Source organism: Tritonibacter sp. AK171 (genome assembly GCF_030127025.1).
GTDB classification, from domain to species: domain Bacteria; phylum Pseudomonadota; class Alphaproteobacteria; order Rhodobacterales; family Rhodobacteraceae; genus Epibacterium; species Epibacterium mobile.
In genome coordinates this window covers 1,576,319-1,596,181 of the sequence record NZ_CP126134.1, presented here as the reverse complement: position 1 = coordinate 1,596,181, position 19,863 = coordinate 1,576,319, and the positions used below count along the sequence as shown (strand labels likewise).

Sequence of the window (19,863 nt, the reverse complement as noted above, 5' to 3'; positions counted from 1 at the left end):
CCCTTAGGCCAGTTGCAGATCGGATGCGGATTCGCGACCGTCACGACCGGACTGGATCTCGAAGGTCACCGCCTGGCCATCGGCCAGACCGGTCAGACCGGAGCGTTCCACTGCGGAGATGTGCACGAACACGTCGTTGGAGCGGCCTTCAACCGCGATGAAGCCGTAACCTTTGGTGGAGTTGAACCACTTCACGGTGCCATTAGCCATTTTCAAAGTTCCTTTTGGTCTTTGTCGCCCGCAACGTGCGGCGACCCGGCAGCTTAACGTCGAAAGCGGTCGGGTAGACGAAACTTCGAAAGTATAAGGTTGCAGTCCTCTTTTGACCGGAAATTGGATTCTTGACAAGTGGGTATCTCGGGCATTCACGCAGGGTTTGCGGGAAATTGCCGTAAGTAAACAAGGGTTTTTGCCTCATTGTTACATTTCTCGTGATGATGGGGGGCATCACGGGATTGCGCTTGGCAATTGACGTCATAGATCGATAGGTTAGGAACCCAAGGTGCCGGAATAAGCCGGTATCTCGCCCGGAGCTTGCGCGGAGCGACCGCGCCAGAAGGACCAAGCCGATGTTGGACACGCATAAGGCCGTCAGGCAGATCGACCCCGTGTGGGGCCGGATTACCGAGGAAGCCGAGACCGCAGTCGCCGAACAACCCCTGATGGGAGGGCTAATTCACGCCTGTATTTTGCACCACAAAGCGCTTGATAAGGCGTTGAGCTATCGGATTGCGGCCAAGCTCTGTTCCAATGAGATGTCGATGGTGATCCTGCGCGAGATCGTCGATGGTGCTTATGAGGCGGAACCGGCCTTGGTTGAGGCGGCGCGTGCGGACCTGATGGCGGTCTATGAGCGCGACCCGGCCTGCCACCGGCTGTTGCAACCGATCCTCTATTTTAAAGGCTATCAGGCGGTGCAGGCCTACCGTGTCGGCCATTGGCTCTGGCAGCAGGGCGACTGGGATCTGGCCTATTTCTTCCAGATGCGGATTTCCGAGATCTTTGGTGTCGACATTCACCCGGCGGCAAAGATTGGCAAGGGCATCATGATCGACCACGCCCATTCCATCGTCATTGGCGAGACAGCGGTGGTGGGCGACAATGTCTCCATGCTGCATTCCGTCACGCTGGGCGGCACCGGTAAGGAAGAAGAGGACCGCCACCCCAAGATCGAGGACGGCGTGCTGATCGGCGCCGGGGCCAAGGTGTTGGGCAATATCCGCATCGGTCATTGTTCCCGGATTGCGGCGGGGTCTGTGGTGCTGCAAGAGGTGCCGCCTTGCAAGACCGTCGCCGGGGTGCCGGCCAAGATTGTGGGCGAGGCAGGTTGCGATCAGCCCTCGGTCAGCATGAACCAAGTGTTGGGCGGGAAATAATCTTACCCTTCTGTTAGTGCGGATGTAATTGTTATTAAATGGAAAAAGGGCACCCATTGGTGCCCTTTTGCAGTTTTGGTAGAGCCTGAGGCTTAGAGCATCGTCCAGCAAACTTGCAACGAGGGCGATGCTCTATCCACATGTTCGGCGCGCAATGTGATCCGAAAACCGGTTCCCACTTTTCGGATTGCGCTTTAGGCCAGCATCACCATCGGGTTTTCCAGATTGTCGACGATTGCCTTCAAGAGGTCGGCACCAAGTGCGCCGTCGATGACGCGGTGATCCACCGACATGGTGACGCTCATCACGGTGGCGACGGTGAGTTCGCCATCTGCGCCCACCACGGGTTTCTTGACGCCGGAGCCGACGGCCAGAATGCCTGCATGCGGTGGGTTCACGATGGCGTCGAAATTGTCGATGCCGAACATGCCGAGGTTGGAGATCGCAAAGGAGCCGCCCTGATATTCATGCGGCGCAAGCTTGCGGTCGCGGGCGCGGGAGGCGAGGTCTTTCATCTCTGCCGACAGCGCCGAGAGCGACTTCATATCGGAATCCTGCAGAACCGGTGTGAACAGACCGCCCTCGATGGCGACCGCAACGGCCACATCGGAGGCTTTCATCTTGAGGACGCGATCTCCGGCCCAGACCGCATTGGCATCGGGCACCGATTGCAACGCCAGCGCCACGGCCTTGATGATGAAGTCATTGACGGAGAGTTTGACGCCCCGCGGCTCCAGCTGCTTGTTGAGCTGGGAGCGGAATTTCAGCAGCGCATCGAGCTGGATGTCGCGGCGCAGGTAGAAATGCGGGATGGTCTGCTTGGCCTCGGTGAGACGCGCGGCAATGGTCTTGCGCATCCCGTCGAGTTTGACTTCCTCGAAGGTGCGACCCTCGTACATCTTGGCGACCGCATCGGCGGAGGGGCCAGCAGGCGCGGCGGCAGCAGCCGGAGCGGCGGCGGGCGCGGCCTTGGCCTCTGCCTTCGGGGCGGCGGTGGCGTTTTCCACATCGACCTTGATGATGCGTCCACGGGGGCCGGAGCCTTTGATCGACCCAAGGTCGAGCCCCTTGTCGGCGGCGATGCGACGCGCCAGGGGCGAGGCAAAGATGCGCGAGCCATCCGCCGCAGCGGGTGCCGCCGGGGCAGGGGTTGCGCTTGCGGCGGCGGGGGCAGCGGTTGCGTCGGAGCCCCCTGCGGAGGCCGCCTCCTGAGCCGCGTCAGCGGCGGGGGCCGCTTCCGGTGTTGCCGCTGATGTGTCGATATCATCAGCGCTTTCACCATCCTCCAGCAGGACCGCGATGGGGGTGTTGACCTTTACCCCCTCAGAGCCTTCGGCGATCAGGATCTTGCCGACGACACCTTCGTCCACGGCCTCGAATTCCATCGTGGCCTTGTCGGTCTCGATCTCGGCAATCAGGTCGCCGGAGGAGACGGTGTCGCCCTCCTTGACCAGCCATTTCGCCAGCGTGCCTTCCTCCATGGTGGGAGAGAGGGCGGGCATGAGAATTTCAGTGGGCATCCTTGCTCTCCTTAGCGGTAGGTTACTTGCTTCACGGCTTCGATCACCTCTTCAGTGGTGATCAGCGCGTGTTTTTCAAGGTTGGCGGCATAGGGCATTGGCACGTCCTTGCCGGTGCAGGTGATGACGGGCGCGTCGAGATAGTCGAACGCCTGTTGCATCACCTCAGAGGCAATATAAGAGCCGACAGAGCCCTGCGGCCAGCCTTCCTCGACGGTGACCAGACGGTTGGTCTTCATCACCGATTTGATGACGGTGGGCAGGTCCATCGGGCGCAGGGTGCGCAGGTCGATGACCTCGGCGTTGATGCCGTCTTCGGCCAGCTTATCAGCAGCTTGCAGGGCGTAGGTCATGCCGATGCCAAAGGACACGATGGTGACATCGTCGCCCTTGCGCCAGATCTTCGCCTTGCCGAAGGGCACGGTGTAATCGTCGAGCTTCGGCACATCGAACGACTTGCCGTAGAGGATCTCGTTTTCGAGGAAGATCACCGGGTTCGGGTCGCGGATCGCCGATTTCAGCAGGCCCTTGGCGTCGGCGGCAGAGTAGGGCATCGCCACCTTGAGGCCGGGAATCTGCATGTACCACGCAGCGTAGTCCTGGCTGTGCTGGGCGCCCACACGCGCCGCTGCACCGTTGGGGCCACGGAACACCATCGGTGCGCCCATCTGACCGCCGGACATATAGAGCGTCTTGGCCGCTGAGTTGATGATATGGTCAATCGCCTGCATGGCGAAGTTGAAGGTCATGAATTCTACGATGGGGCGCAGGCCCCCAAAGGCCGCGCCGGTGGCGATCCCGGCAAATCCATGCTCGGTGATCGGGGTGTCGATCACGCGTTTGGCGCCGAACTCATCCAGCAAGCCCTGGGTGATCTTGTAAGCGCCTTCATATTCGGCGACTTCCTCGCCCATGACAAAGACGTCTTCATTGCCCCGCATCTCTTCGGCCATGGCGTCGCGTAGGGCTTCGCGGACAGTCTGGCTGACCACCTCGGTGCCGTCGGGATAATCGGGGCTGTCATCCACCTCGGGTGCGGCCGGGGCAGCGGCAGCAGCGACGGTCGGCGCGGGCTCCGCAGGAGCCTCGGCGGCTGGCGCTTCTCCGCCCGCCGCAGGTGCGGATGCGACAGCATCCTCCACGCTTTCGCCCTCTTCCACGAGGATCGCGATGGGGGTGTTCACCTTCACGCCCTCGCTGCCTTCGTCGATGAGGATCTTGCCGACGATGCCTTCGTCGACAGCCTCGAATTCCATGGTGGCTTTATCGGTTTCGATCTCGGCAAGAATATCGCCAGAGTTCACGGTATCGCCTTCCTTGACCAGCCATTTGGCCAGCGTGCCTTCCTCCATGGTCGGCGACAGGGCGGGCATCAGAATTTCAGTTGCCATAGTCTTGGTCTCTCCCTCAGGCGCTTTTCTGCGGAATGTCGTCGGCGTAAATATCGGTCCAAAGCTCCTCAAGCGCGGGCTCGGGGCTTTCTTTGGCGAAATCGGCGGATTTATTGACGATATCCTTGATTTCCTTGTCAATCGCCTTGAGGTCTTCTTCGGTGGCGTGCTTGCCGGTCAGCAGCATTTCGCGGACCTGCTCGATGGGGTCACGCTCTTCGCGCATTTTCTGCACTTCTTCGCGGGTCCGGTATTTTGCAGGGTCCGACATGGAGTGGCCGCGATAGCGGTAGGTTTTGACCTCGAGGATATAGGGGCCTTTGCCTGCGCGGCAGTGGGCGACGGCGCGCTCACCGGCTTCTTTGACCGCCAGCACGTTCATGCCGTCGACTTCTTCGCCCGCGATGCCATAGGCCTCGCCGCGTTTCCACAGCGCCGGGGATTTGGTCGAGCGCTGCACTGAGGTGCCCATGGCGTATTGGTTGTTCTCGATCACAAAGACCACCGGCAGATCCCAGAGCTGGGCCATGTTGTAGGTCTCATAGACCTGACCCTGGTTCGCCGCGCCATCGCCGAAATAGGTGAAGGTCACGCGGTCATTGCCTTTGTATTTGTCGGAAAACGCAAGGCCCGCACCCAGCGGCACCTGCGCGCCGACGATACCATGGCCGCCATAGAAATGCTTCTCCTTGGAGAACATATGCATGGAGCCGCCCTTACCTTTGGAATAGCCGCCCTCGCGGCCCGTCAACTCGGCCATCACACCGCCTGCGTCCATACCGCAGGCCAGCATGTGGCCGTGGTCGCGATAAGAGGTGACGCGCTTGTCGCCCTCTTCGGCTGCGGCTTCAAGGCCGACCACAACCGCTTCCTGACCGATGTAGAGGTGGCAGAAGCCGCCAATCAGCCCCATGCCGTAGAGCTGACCTGCCTTTTCCTCGAATCGCCGGATCAACAGCATCTCGCGGTAGTATTTGGTCAGTTCTTCGGCGGAAACATTTGATTTTTGAGCGCTTTTTCTTGCGGCCATAACGGCTTGCTCCCCCTAAAGCTAAGGTAGTTTAACACTAAACTATCTCATAAAGCATTTTGTTCCTGCATGCGAGGAATAATGTGGATACGCTCCAGATCTGGCTTTATTTCGCTGGAAATATTGCCAAAATCAGATCCTGCAACGGCAGCTGCAAACACCTGCACAAGCGCTGTGGCGCAGATGAACGGATGGGTGGTTTATCTCCCGGTAGCGTGACCGGTTGAACAGGCAAAATCAAGCCTGAGTTGTGGGGACGTGCCGCCCTGTTCAAACAGTCAAATCGCAGCCGTCGTGGCGCAATGATCGGGCGTGGAGAAACGCGGCGCTCGTAGCCCACACAGAAATCAGCGGGGTACGTCAGACCATGGGTAGATGCCAAGGTGGCGATCAGTCGACGATAATCTCATCCGCGCGCGCCATACCCAACATGGAGCGCGCCTGTTCGTCCAGCAGATCGAGATCAAGATAATCGTCCGAGAGGCGGCGGGTGAGGTTCTCCATCCGCGCGATTTCAAGCTCCAGCCGCTCCAGATCCTTAGTCAGACCGTCGGCTTCGGCTTGTAGCTCCACCCGGCGGAACAGGCCAAAATCGCCTTGCACAGCGGCAAAGGTGAAATAAGCGCTCAGCAGGAACGCCGCAGCAAAGAACAGCAGAGTGCCCAAAGAGGGCGAGGATTTTCGCGTCACGTTGAAGGGCCTGTAAATAATGCTCGGGCGCGCCGGTTTGTCCGACGTCTGAGAGGGTTATGGCACAAGCACAGATGCCTGTGAATTCCCAAAAGAGTTAATTCCCAAAGGTGTCGCAATCACGGGACAGTTGGGTGAGCCGCTTGTCGTTTTGGCGGGTAACATGCGAGGCGAGAATGCCTCTGGCGGTCCAAAGTGACGCAGTTTGGCGCTGGAGCGCGCGTTTCTTTAGCGAACGATACGTTTAAGTCTCAACCGAACGATCTCCACCAGTTCCGGTTGCATGAATTCATAGGTGTCCGGAATGTCGAGGCAGACAATCCGCTTGCCCTTGAGGTGAGATCCCATGTGACGCTTGAGCCGGGAAAGCTGGGACTTTTCCATCACCGCAATCGTGTCGGCCCACAGCAAGTGATCGCGACTGACGCGTTCGTCTGAATCGGCACTTAGTCCCGCAAAATCAGTTGGCTGACCGAGTTGTTCTGCCGCAATGGTCGCAGCAGTTGGACTTCTTTTTCGGCCCTTGCCGCAGATAAACAGTAGATTTCCCATCGATGAGACATCACCCCAACATGTTTCAATATTCAAGCATAACATGTGTTTCGTGTCTGCACGTTCGAGCGTTGCCGGGGTGTTCTATGCGTGACGATGGAGCGACGTGGCAGGTTTTATGACATGGGTCCGTGCCGGTTTGGGATGCAACGCCAACCTGTTAGAAGGGTTTGCAACAAAGATACCCGGCGCAGAGGATGCGCCGGGATGTATAAGGAGATGCCTTGTGGATCAGGCCGCGCGGGCGGGAGCTGCGGAGCTGGTGCTTGCCTGCCCACCGGTAAAGCTCTGCAGAAGGTCGGTGAGACGGGTGGCTTGGGTGCGCATCTCTTGGCTTGCGCCATAGGTTTCCTGCACCATCGCGGCGTTTTCCTGTGTGACCTTGTCCAGTTGCGCCACTCCGATGTTGATCTCTTTGATGCCAGCGGCCTGCTCGCCAGAGGAGGCTGCGATGGCGGAAACCATGCCGGAGACATTGGTGACGCTTTCGACAATCTGGGCCAGGGTTTCAGCAGTGGCTTGCACGAGGCGTTCTCCCTCATCCACTTGATTGGAGCTATCCTGAACCAACTGTTTGATTTCGCTTGCAGATTGCGCGGCCTTTAGGGCGAGGCCACGCACCTCGGAGGCGACCACGGCAAAGCCGCGACCCGCTTCGCCTGCGCGGGCGGCTTCCACGCCTGCGTTGAGGGCCAGCAGGCTGGTCTGGAACGCGATGTCGTCAATCGAGGTGATGATCTGGGTGATCCGGGCGGAATATTCCGCGATGGAGGCCATGGCCTGACGGGCCTGTTCCATCACCTCGCCACCTTGTTCCGCGCGGCGGCGGCCTTCGTCGACCTCGCGGTCCGCAGCCTGTGCCTGCTCGGCGCTGGATTGAACCGAGGCAGACATTTCCTCCAGCGCGGCGGCGCTTTCTTCGAGGGTCGCGGCCTGCGTTTCGGCGCGTTGCGACATCTGATCCGACATCCGCTCCATTTCTCGGGCGTTTTGAGCCACCACAGAGGAGCTTTGATTGAGCTGTGCGACGAGATCCGAGAGCGATACGGAAAGCGCGTTAAAGTCATCGCAAAGCGCGGTGTAGCTGGGCCCGAGATCCGCCCAGTGACCGGCCGGGATGGTCTGGTCAAGTTCGCCGTTCTTGAGGCCGCTCATGGCCGCGCCCAAGACGTTAAACAGCTCCACCCGGCGGGCGTTTTCCTTGGCGTTTTGGCGTTCAAGCGCGTCGGCGTCGGCCAGTTGGCTGCGCAGACCCTGCAGGTTGCGCGCAATCACGCCCATCTCATCGCCGCGCTCGGTGCCTGTGATCTCGGCATCATAGTCCTTTTGTGCAAGTGCTGCGATCGTCTGGGCCGCGTCGGTCACGGGCTGGCTGAGCTTGCGGCCAAAGGCAAAGGCGACGGCCACCGCGATCAATGTGGCGGCTGCACTCGCGATGATCTGCAGCAGCTGGCTAAAGCTGATCAGCGCATCGACCTCGTCGCGGACATCTATGCTTGTTTGGGCGAGCTTGTCCTGCAGGTTGTCGACCACATCGCGGACCGCGCCGGTGGCGGGAAACACCTGATCAAAGACCAGACTGAGCTGCGCCTCGCCTTCGGCGGCTTCGACCTTGAGCAGGGTGGCTTCGATCTGATCGAGCTGCGCCGAGGTGGCAATCAACGCATCATATGCGGCCTTGTCACGGGCGGCTACAACTGGGGTGGATTTGAAATTGGCATCGGCCTTGGCGAGTTCGTCACGGATTTCCTGAATGTTACCCCGCAGATCGTTCAGGCCTTCGGGCACGCCGACGGTGTAGGACAGCAGATCGCCAATCCCTTGTTCGATGTCTTCCTTGATGGCGTCGAGGCTTTTGCTCTGAGTGCTGACAGCGCGATAATGGTAGGTGGCGCTGGCCATGCGCTGATTGGTGAACCACGAAATAGTCGCGGTGATCAGGATCATGGCAATAAATATGCTGGCAAAAAAGAAAACTTGCTTGCGTAGAGAAAAGTTGCTCATACCGGTAGTCCATCATTCCATATGAGCAAAATTGCCCATAACTTGCCGAAACCTTACCGCCGCGACCGTTAAAACATCGTTGGCAGAGGCGGGCAGTGTTTGGATGAACCGTCAGGGATGGCGAAATAGTAGTTTCAATTTTTCCGAGTTCACCCGCCGCACATGACGCGCGGCAAGTGAACAGTTTTCAGGATGCGTGGAGTGCCGAGTTTTACGCTTGCAGCGCTGCGACGCCGGGCAGGACTTTGCCCTCCATCCATTCAAGGAAAGCGCCCCCCGCGGTGGAGATATAGCTGAAGTCTTCTGCCACACCGGCCTGATTGAGCGCGGCCACCGTATCACCGCCTCCTGCGACAGAGATCAATGTGCCTGCCTTGGTACAGTCTGCGGCCTTTTGCGCGGCTGTATTGGTGGCAATATCAAAAGGCGCGATCTCAAAGGCGCCAAGCGGGCCGTTCCAGATCAGGGTCTTGCTGTCGGCAAAGACGGTGGCGATGGCCGCAACCGACGCCGGGCCTGCATCAAGGATCATCGCATCCGCAGGGCAGGCATCGGCAGGGACGGTTTCATTCTCGGCACCTGCCTTGAATTCACGCGCTACCACAACGTCAGAGGGGAGCAAAATGGTGCAGCCCGCCGCTTCGGCGCGGTCCATGATATCCTTGGCAGTGCCGGTCATGTCATGCTCGCAGAGCGATTTGCCCACGTCGATGCCTTGGGCCGCAAGAAACGTGTTGGCCATGCCGCCGCCGATCACCAGCGTGTCGACCTTGGCCACGAGATTGCCCAGCAGATCCAGTTTCGTCGACACTTTTGCACCACCTACAACCGCCGTTACGGGGCGCTCGGGTGTGGCAAGCGAACCTTCGAGCGCCTTGAGTTCGGCCGCCATCAGACGCCCCGCACAAGAGGGCAGCAGACGCGCCAGCGCCTCGGTCGAGGCATGGGCGCGGTGGGCGGCGGAGAACGCATCATTGCAGTAAATATCGCCGAGCTTCGCCATCTCGTCTGCGAGATCTGCGTCGTTCTTTTCTTCGCCCGCGTGAAAGCGGGTGTTTTCGAGCAGCAGGATCTGGCCCGGTTGTAGCGCCGCAATAGCGCCCTCGGCCGCAGGGCCACGGCAATCCGCGACAAACATCACCGGGGCACCAAAGGCGGCCTCCAGCGCGGGAACGAGCGGTTGCAGCGACATCTCTGGCACCACCTGACCCTTGGGGCGGCCAAAATGGGCCAAGAGTACGGGCGTTGCACCCTTGGCCAGGAGGTCAGAGATGGTCGGCACCAGACGGCGGATGCGGGTGTCATCGGTGACCTTGCCGTCTTCCATCGGGACGTTGATGTCCACGCGGGTCAGAACGGTTTTGCCTTCAAGCTCCATGTCGTCGAGTGTCTTCCAGCCCATGTCCGGCTCCTCTTTGGTAACGGGCGCACCTGCGCGCAGGGGGCAGGTACAGAAAAGTCAAAGTCTTGCGCCTGTGTCCTGTGTTTCCGGGCCTCAGTCAATGGTCTGACCAAAGGGCGCGGGCAATCCTTGATCCGGCGCGGCATCCGCCCAAAAGGCGCTTTGATCTTCACACTCCTGTCAGGTTCCTGCCGACGTCTGCGCTTGCGCGCATTGTTCCCTTGGCAAGCGCGAGCATGGACTTTAGGTATTCCGGCAATACGAATGTGACAGGAGGGCCTCATGGCCGAGATCAAGGATCCCGAAAACACCATCATCGTCGAGCTGAAGGACGGCAATGTCGTCATCGAACTGCTGCCCGATGTGGCGCCGATGCATTGTGACCGGATGAAAGAACTGGCGCGTGAAGGCCAGTATGACAACGTGGCGTTTCACCGCGTGATCGACGGCTTCATGGCGCAGACTGGCGATGTGCAGCACGGCGACATGGAAGACGGGTTCAACCTGAACCGCGCAGGCACCGGTGGTTCTGACAAAAAAGACCTGCCGGCGGAATTCTCTGGCCTGCCGCATGACCGTGGCACGCTGGGCGCGGCGCGCTCGTCGAACCCGAACTCTGCCAACTCGCAGTTCTTTATCAACTTCAAGGACAACCACTTCCTCAACCGTCAGTACACCGTCTATGGCCGTGTCATTGAGGGCATGGAGCATGTGGATGCGATCACCCGTGGCGAACCGCCTGCGAACCCGGACCGGATGATCTCCGTCAAGGTGGCAGCCGATGCTTAAGCACCTGAGCGCACTGGCCCTGCTGGCCGCGTCGCCTGCTTTTGCCACCGGTCTGGAAATCCAGGTCGAGGGGGAGGCCAATGGCTCCATCGTGATCGACCTGTTGGAAGATGTGGCTCCCAAACATGTGGAGCAGATCACCGCGCTGGCCAATGAGGGTCAGTATGACGGTGTGGTCTTTCACCGGGTGATCAATGGTTTCATGGCGCAGACGGGCGACGTTGAAAACGGCCGTTTGGGCTCTGACATGCGCTATGCGGGCACGGGTGGGTCTGACCGCCCCAATCTGCCTGCGGAGTTCTCAGATGTGCCGTTTGATCGCGGCGTTGTGGGCATGGCGCGCTCGCAAGATCCCGACAGCGCCAATTCGCAGTTCTTCATCATGTTTGACGAGGGTCACTTCCTGAACGGTCAATATACCGTTGTGGGCCGTGTCACCGAAGGCATGGATGTGGTGGATCAGATCAAACGCGGCCATCCGCGGTCCGGTGCCATCACCGGCAAGCCCGATGTGATGACCAAGGTCACCGTCACCGAGTAAGGTGCTGGCGACAAAGGAATACCAAAGCCCCGCAGTGTGATGCTGCGGGGCTTTGTGTTTGGGGCGTTTTGTTTGATCTGGGGCGCTCAGAGGGGAGGGGCGTGCTCCCGTGTCCGCCGGGTCCCCGGCTGACGCCGGGCACGGCAGCGGCCTTTGGGCCGGGCGCCGCGCTGCCGCGCGGCGGGGGCAGGTGGAATCTGCCGTGGCCTACGCGAGCTTCAGGCCGCGTTGCAGATCCTCAAGAGCAGAGCGCTGCGCAGAGGTGAGCTCGCCTTTGCCGTATTTTGCAATATCCTGCACGATCTCAACCAAAGCGTTGAAATCGCGCTGACCACTCAGCTTATATAGCTTGCGTGACAGGCGTGGCACCGCTTGAGCTGCATCGCCGCATTGGGTCATGATCCAGCGCCCGAGGACCACCAGTTCTTCGCCGTCCTTATGGCTGACATGAAAGCCATCGCGCAGCCCCCGCACCAAAGCATCGCGCTGCTCGGCGGTGGGGTAGTCATCAAGTTCGAGAAAGCTCACACCGATGGCGGCAATGGCAACCTTTGGGTCCTCGATTTGCTCTACGGGATGCACATTGACCTGCCGTCGAAAGCCAAAGCGGCGGGCGGCAGCGCGCACATCCGCCGCCATATCGAGTAGATCACTGGTCATATGGGCGGCGTTGCGCGCGCGGTGAAGCCAGAACCATGCTCCGGCCAGAAGGGCGAGAGCGCCGAGAATAAAGGGCATGTTCAAAATCCGGGACTGAGAAACGTTGAGCGGAAACTAACCGGGGAGAGCTGCGCCACCAAAGAGATTTTTCAGGGCCGAGGCAGGGAATATGTCAGATCGTTTCAGCTTTGCTTCACATAGGCACAGGCCGTGCGAGCAAAATCACCCCAATGCGCGTGATGTTCCATACCAAGCTGAACCCATTCTTTCATGGGGCGGCCCTTGCCAGATGGGTCAAACAGTTTGGCACCTTCCAGCGATATGGCGTCTCGGTGGTGCGGAGGAGGGAGCTTAAAAACCATTGCGTCTTGGAACAGGCAGACGAATGCCTTGTTGTTGATTTTATAGCATTTCTTTCCAAACATCTGAGAGCGAACAGCATTGTCTATCGCGTCGCCTATCTTGTGAAACTCTGTTTCTGCGTCACTCATTGTAAGCCTCCGTTGAGATACACTCGCACAGAAAATCAGCTGTGTGCGCGGCTGATCTTACAAACGGATCAAATTACAAAAAACCAAAAGGCGCCGGAGAAATCCGACGCCTTTGGAAAACTGTCGCTGAAGGACGATAGCGCCCTCGCAAAAGGGAGTTAGCCCTGTGCGGTTGCCGGAGCGGCTGCGGCCGGTGCAGCCTGTGCTTTGGCGGCTTTGCCGGGGCTGAGCGGGTCGTCCTGACGCTGCACGGAACCTTCAAAATGGGCACCGGATTCGATCGCGATGGTCTTGTGGATGATGTCACCCTCGACCCGTGCAGTGGAGGTCAGGCGCACCTTCAGACCACGGACGCGGCCCACGATGCGACCGTTGATGACCACGTCATCGGCGGTGATTTCACCTTTGATGGTGGCGCTTTCGCCAATGGTCAGCAGGTGTGCGCGGATGTCACCCTCGACCGTGCCTTCGACCTGAATGTCACCGGTGGTTTTTACGTTGCCGGTGATGTGCAGATCGGAGCTCAGCAGCGATGCGGGCGGCTTTGCCTTGGGCGCGGCGGGCTTGCTGTAGTCGCTTGCGCCGGTGGATGCGCTGCTCGAAGTGGGCGCCGGGCTGGAGGCCGGGGTTGCCGTTGTCGTGTCGGCTTGTTTCGGGCCGGGCTCGTTGATTTTGCTCTTAGAAAACATTTCTCGCAGCCTTGATATAGATCATGGGGTTTACGGGTTTGCCATTGACCCTGACCTCGTAATGGAGGTGGGTCCCGGTGGACCGTCCGGTAGTACCCATATCAGCAATGTGATCCCCGCGCGAGACCCTTTGGCCGACTTTGACGCGGAGGTTGGAATTATGGGCATATCTGGTTTCGATGCCAAAGGCATGCTGAATTTTGACGAGTTTGCCATAGCCCGAGGACCAGCCCGCATGGGTGACCACACCGTCAGCGGTGGCAAAGATATCGGTGCCGGTGCCGCCAGCGAAATCCGACCCTTTATGGAGCCTGCGGCCGCCAGTTTTGGGGTCGCGGCGGTAGCCAAAGCCCGAGGTCTGGCGCACTTGGCCAAGGTTCACGGGCACGGAAAAGGGCGCTTGTGCTGCGGCAATACGATAGAGATTGAGCTGGCTCATCTGGTTGAGCAGCGCATTGGCGCGCGTCTCGTCGGGGCTCGGCTCCTCGCCACGGGTGGAGAGCGACAAGGGCTCCAGGGGGCCGCCTTCGCCGTTATAGCCACGGCGCACCTGTTCCAGAATGCGATCCGGGGGCAGGCCGGCAGAGGAGAACATCTTGTTCAGCGGCTCCACCGAAATGGCCATTGCTTCTTCAAGTTGGCGAAAGATCTGATCGTTGCGCTGCGCAGTGAGCGCCAATTCCAGTTCCAGATCATCCCGTTGAGCCAGCGCAGACTGGGCGTCCGCTTCGATCTGGTCGCGCTCTGCGGCCGTCTCTGAGAGCGCGGTGGTGAGGAAGTCCAGCTGCTCGGGGGCGGTGGCGGCCAGCACCTGTTCCGGGCTGTCCGGTGCTGTCTGTTCACGCAGGTCCCGCACCGAGCGTTTCAGGGCTTCGCGCTCGCTGATCGTTTCTCGCAGGTTGGTCTGGATGATGTCGATGCCGGTTTCCAGTTCCCGGCGACGGGTCTCAGAGGCCAAGAGCTCAGACTGCATGGTGGAGATCTGCGCCAGCGCGGAGTTGAAACGATCCTGCGCCGCCAGCGCTTCTTCGGCGCGGCGGTCACGTTCCGTAGAGAGTGCGTTCAGGCGTTCCTGATAGACCTGCTGGTCACGTCGTGCTTGGTCGCGGAAATTGCCAGAGCCGATGCTGTCCATCAGGACGATGGCGGTGGCGACAATGGCCCATGAGACAAAAACGGTAAGCCCGGCGACGGCGACGATCTGGGTTTCGGAGCTTAACCGTATAAAGCGCGTATCACTGTCGGATTTCAGAAAAACCCTGCGCTCGGGGAACCGGCGCTCCAGAAATGCATGAATCCTTAAATAAATTCCGCCTCGCAAGACCCGATATCCTCATTCCATCCCTTTGTGGCCCTGTCCTCCTGCCTCCGGGAGTTTTGCGACACGACCAGCCTTGGCAAGATGAAATAGCCAGACTGTGGCCATTCAGCAACCCTGTTCCGCCCCGGTGACCAATCTGTCGCGCAATTCCTTGGCCTTGGGCAGAAAACTGCCGATATGGGGCGGTTTACCTCTGATTTTCGCGCATTGCGGTCATGTCGTGCGCAGGATTCGTCTTTAGCGGGCGTAGGCTGGGGCCTCACCATCCGCGAGCGGCCAATAGAAATCCGGTGGCAGGCCGGCGTCGGCGCGTTTTTCCTCGTTGAAGGGCGGTTTGAGCGCGCCGTGGAAATATTTCTGCACCAATGCGTGGAACTCGGCCTTTGGGTCGAGGTTGTCGCGCCCGCAGAGAAAATTGAACCATTTGGCGCCATAAGCCACATGGCCGACCTCTTCGGCATAGATCACTTCAAGCGCATCTAGCGCCTGTTGCACGCCTGCTTTGCGAAAAAGCGCAATCATGCCGGGGGTCACATCCAGCCCGCGCGCTTCCAGTACCATCGGCACCACGGCAAGGCGGCCCATCAGATCATCGACAGTGTCCTCGGCGGCGCGCCACATGCCCGCATGGGCGGGCAGGGCGCCATAGTGGCTGCCAAGGCTTTCAAGGCAATCGCACATCAGGTTGAAATGCTTGGATTCTTCATCAGCGGATTTGACCCAATCATCGTAAAAGCCAAGCGGCATCGCGACATGGGTAAAGCGCGCGATAATGTCCCAATGCAGATCGACGGCGTTGAGTTCGATATGGGCCACCGCATGCAGCAGCGCGATGCGACCCTGCGGCGAGCCGGGTTTACGTTTTGGCACATCGCGGGGGTGCAGCAGCTCTGGCTCAGCTGGGCGGGCAGGGTGCAGCGGCGGCGTGGCGCTGCCGATGGCAATTTCGGGGGCATCCCCTGCGCGGGATGCACGCCAGGCGGCTGCGTGTTTATGCGACAGGGCGGTCTTGGCGCGCCCATCGGCACAATTGAGCACGTCGGTGGCCATCTGGGCGAGGGTGAGGGAGCTTTGGGTCATGGTCCTGTCCGATTGGCGTCCTGAGTCTTTTGGGGTGTGCGGTGTATGCGGTCAGGCGGGCAGATGGATCAAGGTGCTCCAGAGCGAAATATCAGGTTTGCGGGCGGGAGGTTTTGCGCTTTGCTGAGCAAATCGCCGGAGGGCGCGGCCCCGCCCGGCCCAACGCTTTTGGGGGTGGCTCTGCCGCACCTCAAAAAGGGGCGGGAGCTGCCCGGTCTTTGTTGGCGTTGATCAGAGGGTCTTTACCGCCTCAAGGACCTCTTCGACGTGGCCGGGCACTTTGACTTTGCGCCAGATGCGGGCGATTTTTCCGTCGCGGTCGATGAGAAACGTCGAGCGCTCAATGCCCATGCTCTTGCGGCCATACATGTTCTTTTCCACCCAGACGCCGTAGTCTTCGCACATGCTGCTGTCGGAATCTGACAAAAGCGGTACGGTAAGCCCATGTTTTGCGACGAATTTATCGTGTTTTGCGACGGTGTCGCGGGAAATGCCAAACACTGCGGCCCCTGCATCGGCAAAGGCCTGCAGATGTTCGGAAAATCCGATGGATTCCTTGGTGCAACCCGGCGTATCATCGCGGGGATAGAAAAACAGAACAACGACCTGACCCTTCAGGTCCGAAAGGGCAACTTCACCACCGCCGTCGCGTGGCAGGGTGAACGCGGGGGCAAGGTCAGAGGGTTCGAGCATGTTTTGGGTCTCCTCAAGGGTTCGCGCAAGAAATCTTGCAGTTGCGAACCATACATAGATCATGTCGGGCGAAGGAAAACCACAGATCGTCTCATCGCCGCAGGATGACCTGTCAGAGGCGGCAGAAGATGCGCGGCCTGACGTATCCTCCGAGACTGACACCTCCGAGACCAAAACCACAGACGCGCCGCCCGCCGATTCAGGAACCGATCCCGCACCTGATCCAGAACTTGCCGCCAAACCCCGGCGCTGGCGGCGGCGCATGTGGAAGAGCGGTGTCTGGCTGGTGGCGCTTCTGGCCCTATTCGCGGCCGCAGCGATGGTGCTTTTGGACAAGAGACTGGATGCGCCGCAATGGCTGCGCGCCGAGGCGGAGCGGCGGATTGAGCGGCATCTGGGTGGGTTGCAGATCGAGTTTGGCGAGATCGAACTGGTGGTGCACAGTGGCTGGCGGCCGCGGCTCTCGCTGCGTGATGTGACGCTGTTTTACCCCGATGGCAGCCCGGCGGTGCATCTGGAGGATGCGCAGGCGGCGCTTGCCATGCGCCCGCTCCTGCGCGGTCAGCTGCGACCCAAACTGATTTCGCTCTCGGGGTTGTTTGCAACGCTTGAGACCGGGCGTGACGGGGCGGTGGCGCTCAGTTTTTCAGATGGGGCAACGCCCTTGCGGCAGGCCCGCAACCTGCCGCAACTGATTGACACATGGGATCGCCAGTTGGAACTGCCGATCCTGTCAGCGGTGACGCGGGTCGAGACCCAATCGGTGACGCTGAACTACATTGACCGCCGTATTGACCGTGCGTGGACGCTCGATGGCGGTGCGGTGTTGCTGTCGCGTGAGGGCGATAGCGTCAATATTGATGCTGGGTTTTCGGTCTTGAGCGGGCGCGAATATGCCAGCACGGTGGATGCCAATTACCGGTCGGATATTGGCGACACGGCAGCGGAGTTCGCGGTGGTGGTCGATCAGGTGCCCAGCGTCGATATCGCCAGTCAGAGCCCGGCGTTCGGGTGGCTGGATGTGCTGCGCGCGCCGATTTCAGGTGCCCTGCGCGGGGCCGTGGACAGCGACGGCAAACTTCTGCCGCTGACGGCAAGTTTGGAGATCGGCACGGGCGTGATCCAGCCAAACGATCAACTGAAGCCGGTGCCGCTGCAATCGGCGCAGAGCTTTTTCACCTTTGATCCGGCGCGCCAAGAGCTGGCGTTTAGCCGTCTTTCGGTGGAGAGCGGCTGGGTCAGTGGTCAGATGGAGGGGCGCGCAGAGCTGGTGGGGGTGCGCGATGGCAGGCTGACGCAATTGGTCGGGCAGTTGAGTTTCTCTGATCTCAAGGTCAACCCGCTGCGCCTTTATCCCGATCCTTTGGCGTTTTCCGGGGTGCAGGCAGATTTCCTGATGGAATTGCAGCCCTTCCGGTTGCGCCTTGGTGAGGCGCTGGTGCAGCAGGGAGACACCGATCTGCTGCTGCGGGGCGAGGTTCGGGCCGGTGCCAAAGGTTGGAGCTACGATCTGCAAGGGTCTGCCGATCAACTGGATGTGGCGATGGTCAAGGAAATGTGGCCCCCGTCTGCGCCGCCAAAGCCAAGAGCCTGGTTTTCAGAGAACGTGCTGGCGGGTGACATTCGCGACGCCCAATTTGCGCTGCGTGGTCGCGATGCGGAAAAACCCTTTGTAGCGGTGGATCTCGGGTTTGAAAACGGCACCGTCAGGTTCAATAAATTCTATCCGCTCCTCGAAGGGGCCGCAGGACAACTGAGCATCTATGGCAAGCGGCTGGTTGTGACCGCCACCGAGGGCGGAGTGACTGCGAGGCAGGGCGGGCGGATGGATCTGGCGGGGACGTCATTCATTATCCCGGATACTTCGCTGAAAGGCGACAACAGTCTTGGGATTTTGCGGGCCGAGTTGAAAGGCTCAGCATTGGCGGCCCTGTCGCTCCTTAACCGTGAACCGCTGACCATCTTGAGCAACGTCGGCCTGCCGGTCGGGCTGGGCAGCGGTGAAGTGGAGCTGAGCGCAACCGCCTCGATGCCATTGAAGAAAAAGCTCGATGTGGCGGAGGTGGACTATCACTACGCAGGCCAGCTGCGGCGGGTGGCGAGTGACGTGCTGGTGCCCGGATATCCGATTGCCGCCGATGCGCTGTCGATCTCTGGCGACAATTCTCATGTGACCGTCTCGGGGCCCGGCACCTTTGCCGGGGTGCCTATTCGGGCCAAATGGCGTCAGGGCATCCGGCCCGGCAACCCGCCGGATGGCACCATTGAGGGTCATATCGAGCTGTCGCCACGCACCATGAAGGCGCTCAATATCGGGTTGCCAGACGGGATGGTCAGTGGCAGCGGGCGCGCGATCCTAAAGGCGGTCTTGCCGCCCGGTGAGCCGGTGCAACTTTCGGTGAATAGCGATCTCAAAGGGGTTGGTCTGCGACTGGCAGAGCTTGGCTGGAGTAAATCCGAAGGCAGCGCGGGCAGGTTGTCCTTTAATACGGTGCTGCAAAAGACGCCTACGATTGAAAATCTGGTGCTCGAGGCCACAGGGCTGCGCGCCGCGGGGCGGGTCACGGTCAAACCTGACGGCGGTCTGGATCAGGCGCAGTTTTCCTCGGTGTCCCTCGGGGGCTGGTTGCAGGGTCCGGTCACGCTGAGGGGACGGGGCAACGCGACGCCCTCGCTCTCGATGACGGGGGGCTGGATTGATCTGGAACGCGCGCCGTTCAGCAGCCGGGATGAGGGGCGCTCGGCGGGTGGTGGCGGCAGTAACACGCCCATTTCATTGGCGATTGATCGGCTGCAGGTGACACAAGAGTTGTCGCTGTCGCGGTTTCAGGGGCGCTTTGACACGCTTGGGGGCTTCAATGGCTCCTTTACTGGCAATCTCAACACGCTGACCCCGGTCGAAGGGGTGGTGGTGCCACAGGCCGGGGGGCTGGCCATGCGGCTGCGCTCTGCGGATGCGGGCGGCGTATTTCGCGCCGCCGAAGTGATGCGCGATGGCTATGGCGGCAGTTTCGAGATGACCATGGTGCCAGCGGTGCAACCGGGCGAATACAACGGTCAGTTGCGGGTGAATAACATCCGGGTCAAAAACACGCCGACGATTGCGGCTCTGATCAACTCGCTCAGCCTTGTGGGGCTGTTTGACGAACTGTCCGGCCAAGGCATTCTGTTCACCTCAATGGAAGCCGATTTCCGGCTTGGGTCGCGGTATCTGACATTGGTCAATTCCTCGGCGGTGGGGCCGTCGATTGGCCTGTCGATGGATGGGGTCTATGATCTCACCACCAGTCAGATGAACATGCGCGGGGTGCTCTCGCCGATCTATCTGGTCAATGCGATCGGCAGCGTGCTGACCCGCAAGGGCGAGGGGCTGTTTGGGTTCTCCTTTACCGTAAAAGGCAAGGCGGCCGATCCGGTGGTTTCCGTCAATCCGCTGTCGGGCATTGCGCCGGGATTCTTACGTGAGATTTTTCGCGGTGAGGCCCCGAGGGCTCCGGGGGCAACGCCACCTGCGAAAGAAGAGCGCCGCAAAACCGCAGAAGAACTGCGAGAAGAGCGGGCGCGGCGGCGCGATGCGCGCTAGGCTGAACCCTTGTAGGGGCCAAGCATGCAGACGCGGTGCGATGGCCCATGG

General features: G+C 60.2%; 18 protein-coding genes. 4 read left to right on the top strand and 14 right to left on the bottom strand.

Going from position 1 to position 19,863, the window contains the following annotated elements; translation table 11 throughout:
• Positions 1 to 3 precede the first annotated feature (3 nt).
• Positions 4 to 210: a cold-shock protein gene (locus QNI81_RS07560; protein WP_009178753.1), complete on the bottom strand. Its 207-nt coding sequence runs from the start codon at positions 208 to 210 to the stop codon at positions 4 to 6.
• 359 nt (positions 211 to 569) lie between these two features.
• Between QNI81_RS07560 and cysE the strand changes: the two genes are divergently transcribed.
• Positions 570 to 1,376, top strand: a complete 807-nt coding sequence (cysE, locus tag QNI81_RS07555; protein ID WP_005633353.1) for a serine O-acetyltransferase — start codon at positions 570 to 572, stop codon at positions 1,374 to 1,376.
• Positions 1,377 to 1,570: 194 nt separating this feature from the next.
• On the opposite strand, the gene QNI81_RS07550 is transcribed toward cysE, so the two are convergent.
• From QNI81_RS07550 to QNI81_RS07520, 7 genes are all read right to left on the bottom strand, one after another.
• The gene (locus QNI81_RS07550) at positions 1,571 to 2,896 is read right to left on the bottom strand and encodes a pyruvate dehydrogenase complex dihydrolipoamide acetyltransferase (protein WP_283966116.1); all 1,326 of its coding nucleotides are present in this window, start codon (positions 2,894 to 2,896) and stop codon (positions 1,571 to 1,573) included.
• A gap of 11 nt (positions 2,897 to 2,907) precedes the next feature.
• Entirely contained in the window at positions 2,908 to 4,287 is a 1,380-nt protein-coding gene (locus tag QNI81_RS07545; RefSeq protein ID WP_283966115.1) for a pyruvate dehydrogenase complex E1 component subunit beta, read from the bottom strand.
• 16 nt (positions 4,288 to 4,303) lie between these two features.
• Positions 4,304 to 5,317, bottom strand: coding sequence for a pyruvate dehydrogenase (acetyl-transferring) E1 component subunit alpha (gene pdhA / locus QNI81_RS07540; protein ID WP_005654260.1), 1,014 nt, complete (start codon positions 5,315 to 5,317; stop codon positions 4,304 to 4,306).
• Positions 5,318 to 5,707: 390 nt separating this feature from the next.
• Positions 5,708 to 6,007, bottom strand: a complete 300-nt coding sequence (locus QNI81_RS07535) for an FtsB family cell division protein (protein ID WP_005654258.1) — start codon at positions 6,005 to 6,007, stop codon at positions 5,708 to 5,710.
• A 228-nt stretch (positions 6,008 to 6,235) separates the two neighbouring features.
• Positions 6,236 to 6,559 carry a low molecular weight protein tyrosine phosphatase family protein gene (locus QNI81_RS07530; protein ID WP_283966114.1) on the bottom strand — a complete coding sequence of 108 codons (324 nt, stop codon included), beginning with the start codon at positions 6,557 to 6,559 and terminating at the stop codon, positions 6,236 to 6,238.
• Between the two features lie 231 nt (positions 6,560 to 6,790).
• A complete protein-coding gene (locus QNI81_RS07525; RefSeq protein ID WP_283966113.1) occupies positions 6,791 to 8,563 on the bottom strand; it encodes a methyl-accepting chemotaxis protein in 1,773 nt (590 codons plus the stop codon).
• A 211-nt stretch (positions 8,564 to 8,774) separates the two neighbouring features.
• The gene (locus tag QNI81_RS07520; protein WP_283966112.1) at positions 8,775 to 9,965 is read right to left on the bottom strand and encodes a phosphoglycerate kinase; all 1,191 of its coding nucleotides are present in this window, start codon (positions 9,963 to 9,965) and stop codon (positions 8,775 to 8,777) included.
• Positions 9,966 to 10,247: 282 nt separating this feature from the next.
• On the opposite strand from QNI81_RS07520, the gene QNI81_RS07515 reads away from it, so the two are divergent.
• Complete coding sequence (locus QNI81_RS07515) at positions 10,248 to 10,754, top strand: peptidylprolyl isomerase (protein WP_005634594.1); 507 nt, start codon at positions 10,248 to 10,250, stop codon at positions 10,752 to 10,754.
• Positions 10,747 to 11,295, top strand: coding sequence for a peptidylprolyl isomerase (locus QNI81_RS07510; RefSeq protein WP_009179325.1), 549 nt, complete (start codon positions 10,747 to 10,749; stop codon positions 11,293 to 11,295). Before QNI81_RS07515 ends, QNI81_RS07510 begins: the two co-directional genes overlap by 8 nt.
• A gap of 207 nt (positions 11,296 to 11,502) precedes the next feature.
• Here the strand turns inward: QNI81_RS07510 and QNI81_RS07505 are convergent, their stop codons facing one another.
• The 6 genes from QNI81_RS07505 to QNI81_RS07480 all read right to left on the bottom strand — a co-directional run bounded on the left by QNI81_RS07505 (position 11,503) and on the right by QNI81_RS07480 (position 16,229).
• The gene (locus QNI81_RS07505; RefSeq protein ID WP_165810564.1) at positions 11,503 to 12,033 is read right to left on the bottom strand and encodes a tellurite resistance TerB family protein; all 531 of its coding nucleotides are present in this window, start codon (positions 12,031 to 12,033) and stop codon (positions 11,503 to 11,505) included.
• A gap of 104 nt (positions 12,034 to 12,137) precedes the next feature.
• Entirely contained in the window at positions 12,138 to 12,446 is a 309-nt protein-coding gene (locus QNI81_RS07500) for a hypothetical protein (protein ID WP_283966111.1), read from the bottom strand.
• A gap of 158 nt (positions 12,447 to 12,604) precedes the next feature.
• Positions 12,605 to 13,135: a bactofilin family protein gene (locus tag QNI81_RS07495; protein ID WP_005645679.1), complete on the bottom strand. Its 531-nt coding sequence runs from the start codon at positions 13,133 to 13,135 to the stop codon at positions 12,605 to 12,607.
• Complete coding sequence (locus QNI81_RS07490) at positions 13,125 to 14,456, bottom strand: M23 family metallopeptidase (protein ID WP_009178696.1); 1,332 nt, start codon at positions 14,454 to 14,456, stop codon at positions 13,125 to 13,127. Before QNI81_RS07490 ends, QNI81_RS07495 begins: the two co-directional genes overlap by 11 nt.
• Before the next feature lie 237 nt (positions 14,457 to 14,693).
• On the bottom strand, positions 14,694 to 15,536 hold the full coding sequence (locus QNI81_RS07485) for a ferritin-like domain-containing protein (RefSeq protein ID WP_283966110.1): 843 nt from the start codon (positions 15,534 to 15,536) through the stop codon (positions 14,694 to 14,696).
• Positions 15,537 to 15,767: 231 nt separating this feature from the next.
• Positions 15,768 to 16,229 (bottom strand): peroxiredoxin, encoded by a 462-nt coding sequence (locus tag QNI81_RS07480; RefSeq protein ID WP_283966109.1) that lies wholly within the window; start codon positions 16,227 to 16,229, stop codon positions 15,768 to 15,770.
• Positions 16,230 to 16,290: 61 nt separating this feature from the next.
• Between QNI81_RS07480 and QNI81_RS07475 the strand changes: the two genes are divergently transcribed.
• On the top strand, positions 16,291 to 19,812 hold the full coding sequence (locus QNI81_RS07475; protein ID WP_283966108.1) for a YhdP family protein: 3,522 nt from the start codon (positions 16,291 to 16,293) through the stop codon (positions 19,810 to 19,812).
• Positions 19,813 to 19,863: the final 51 nt, after the last annotated feature.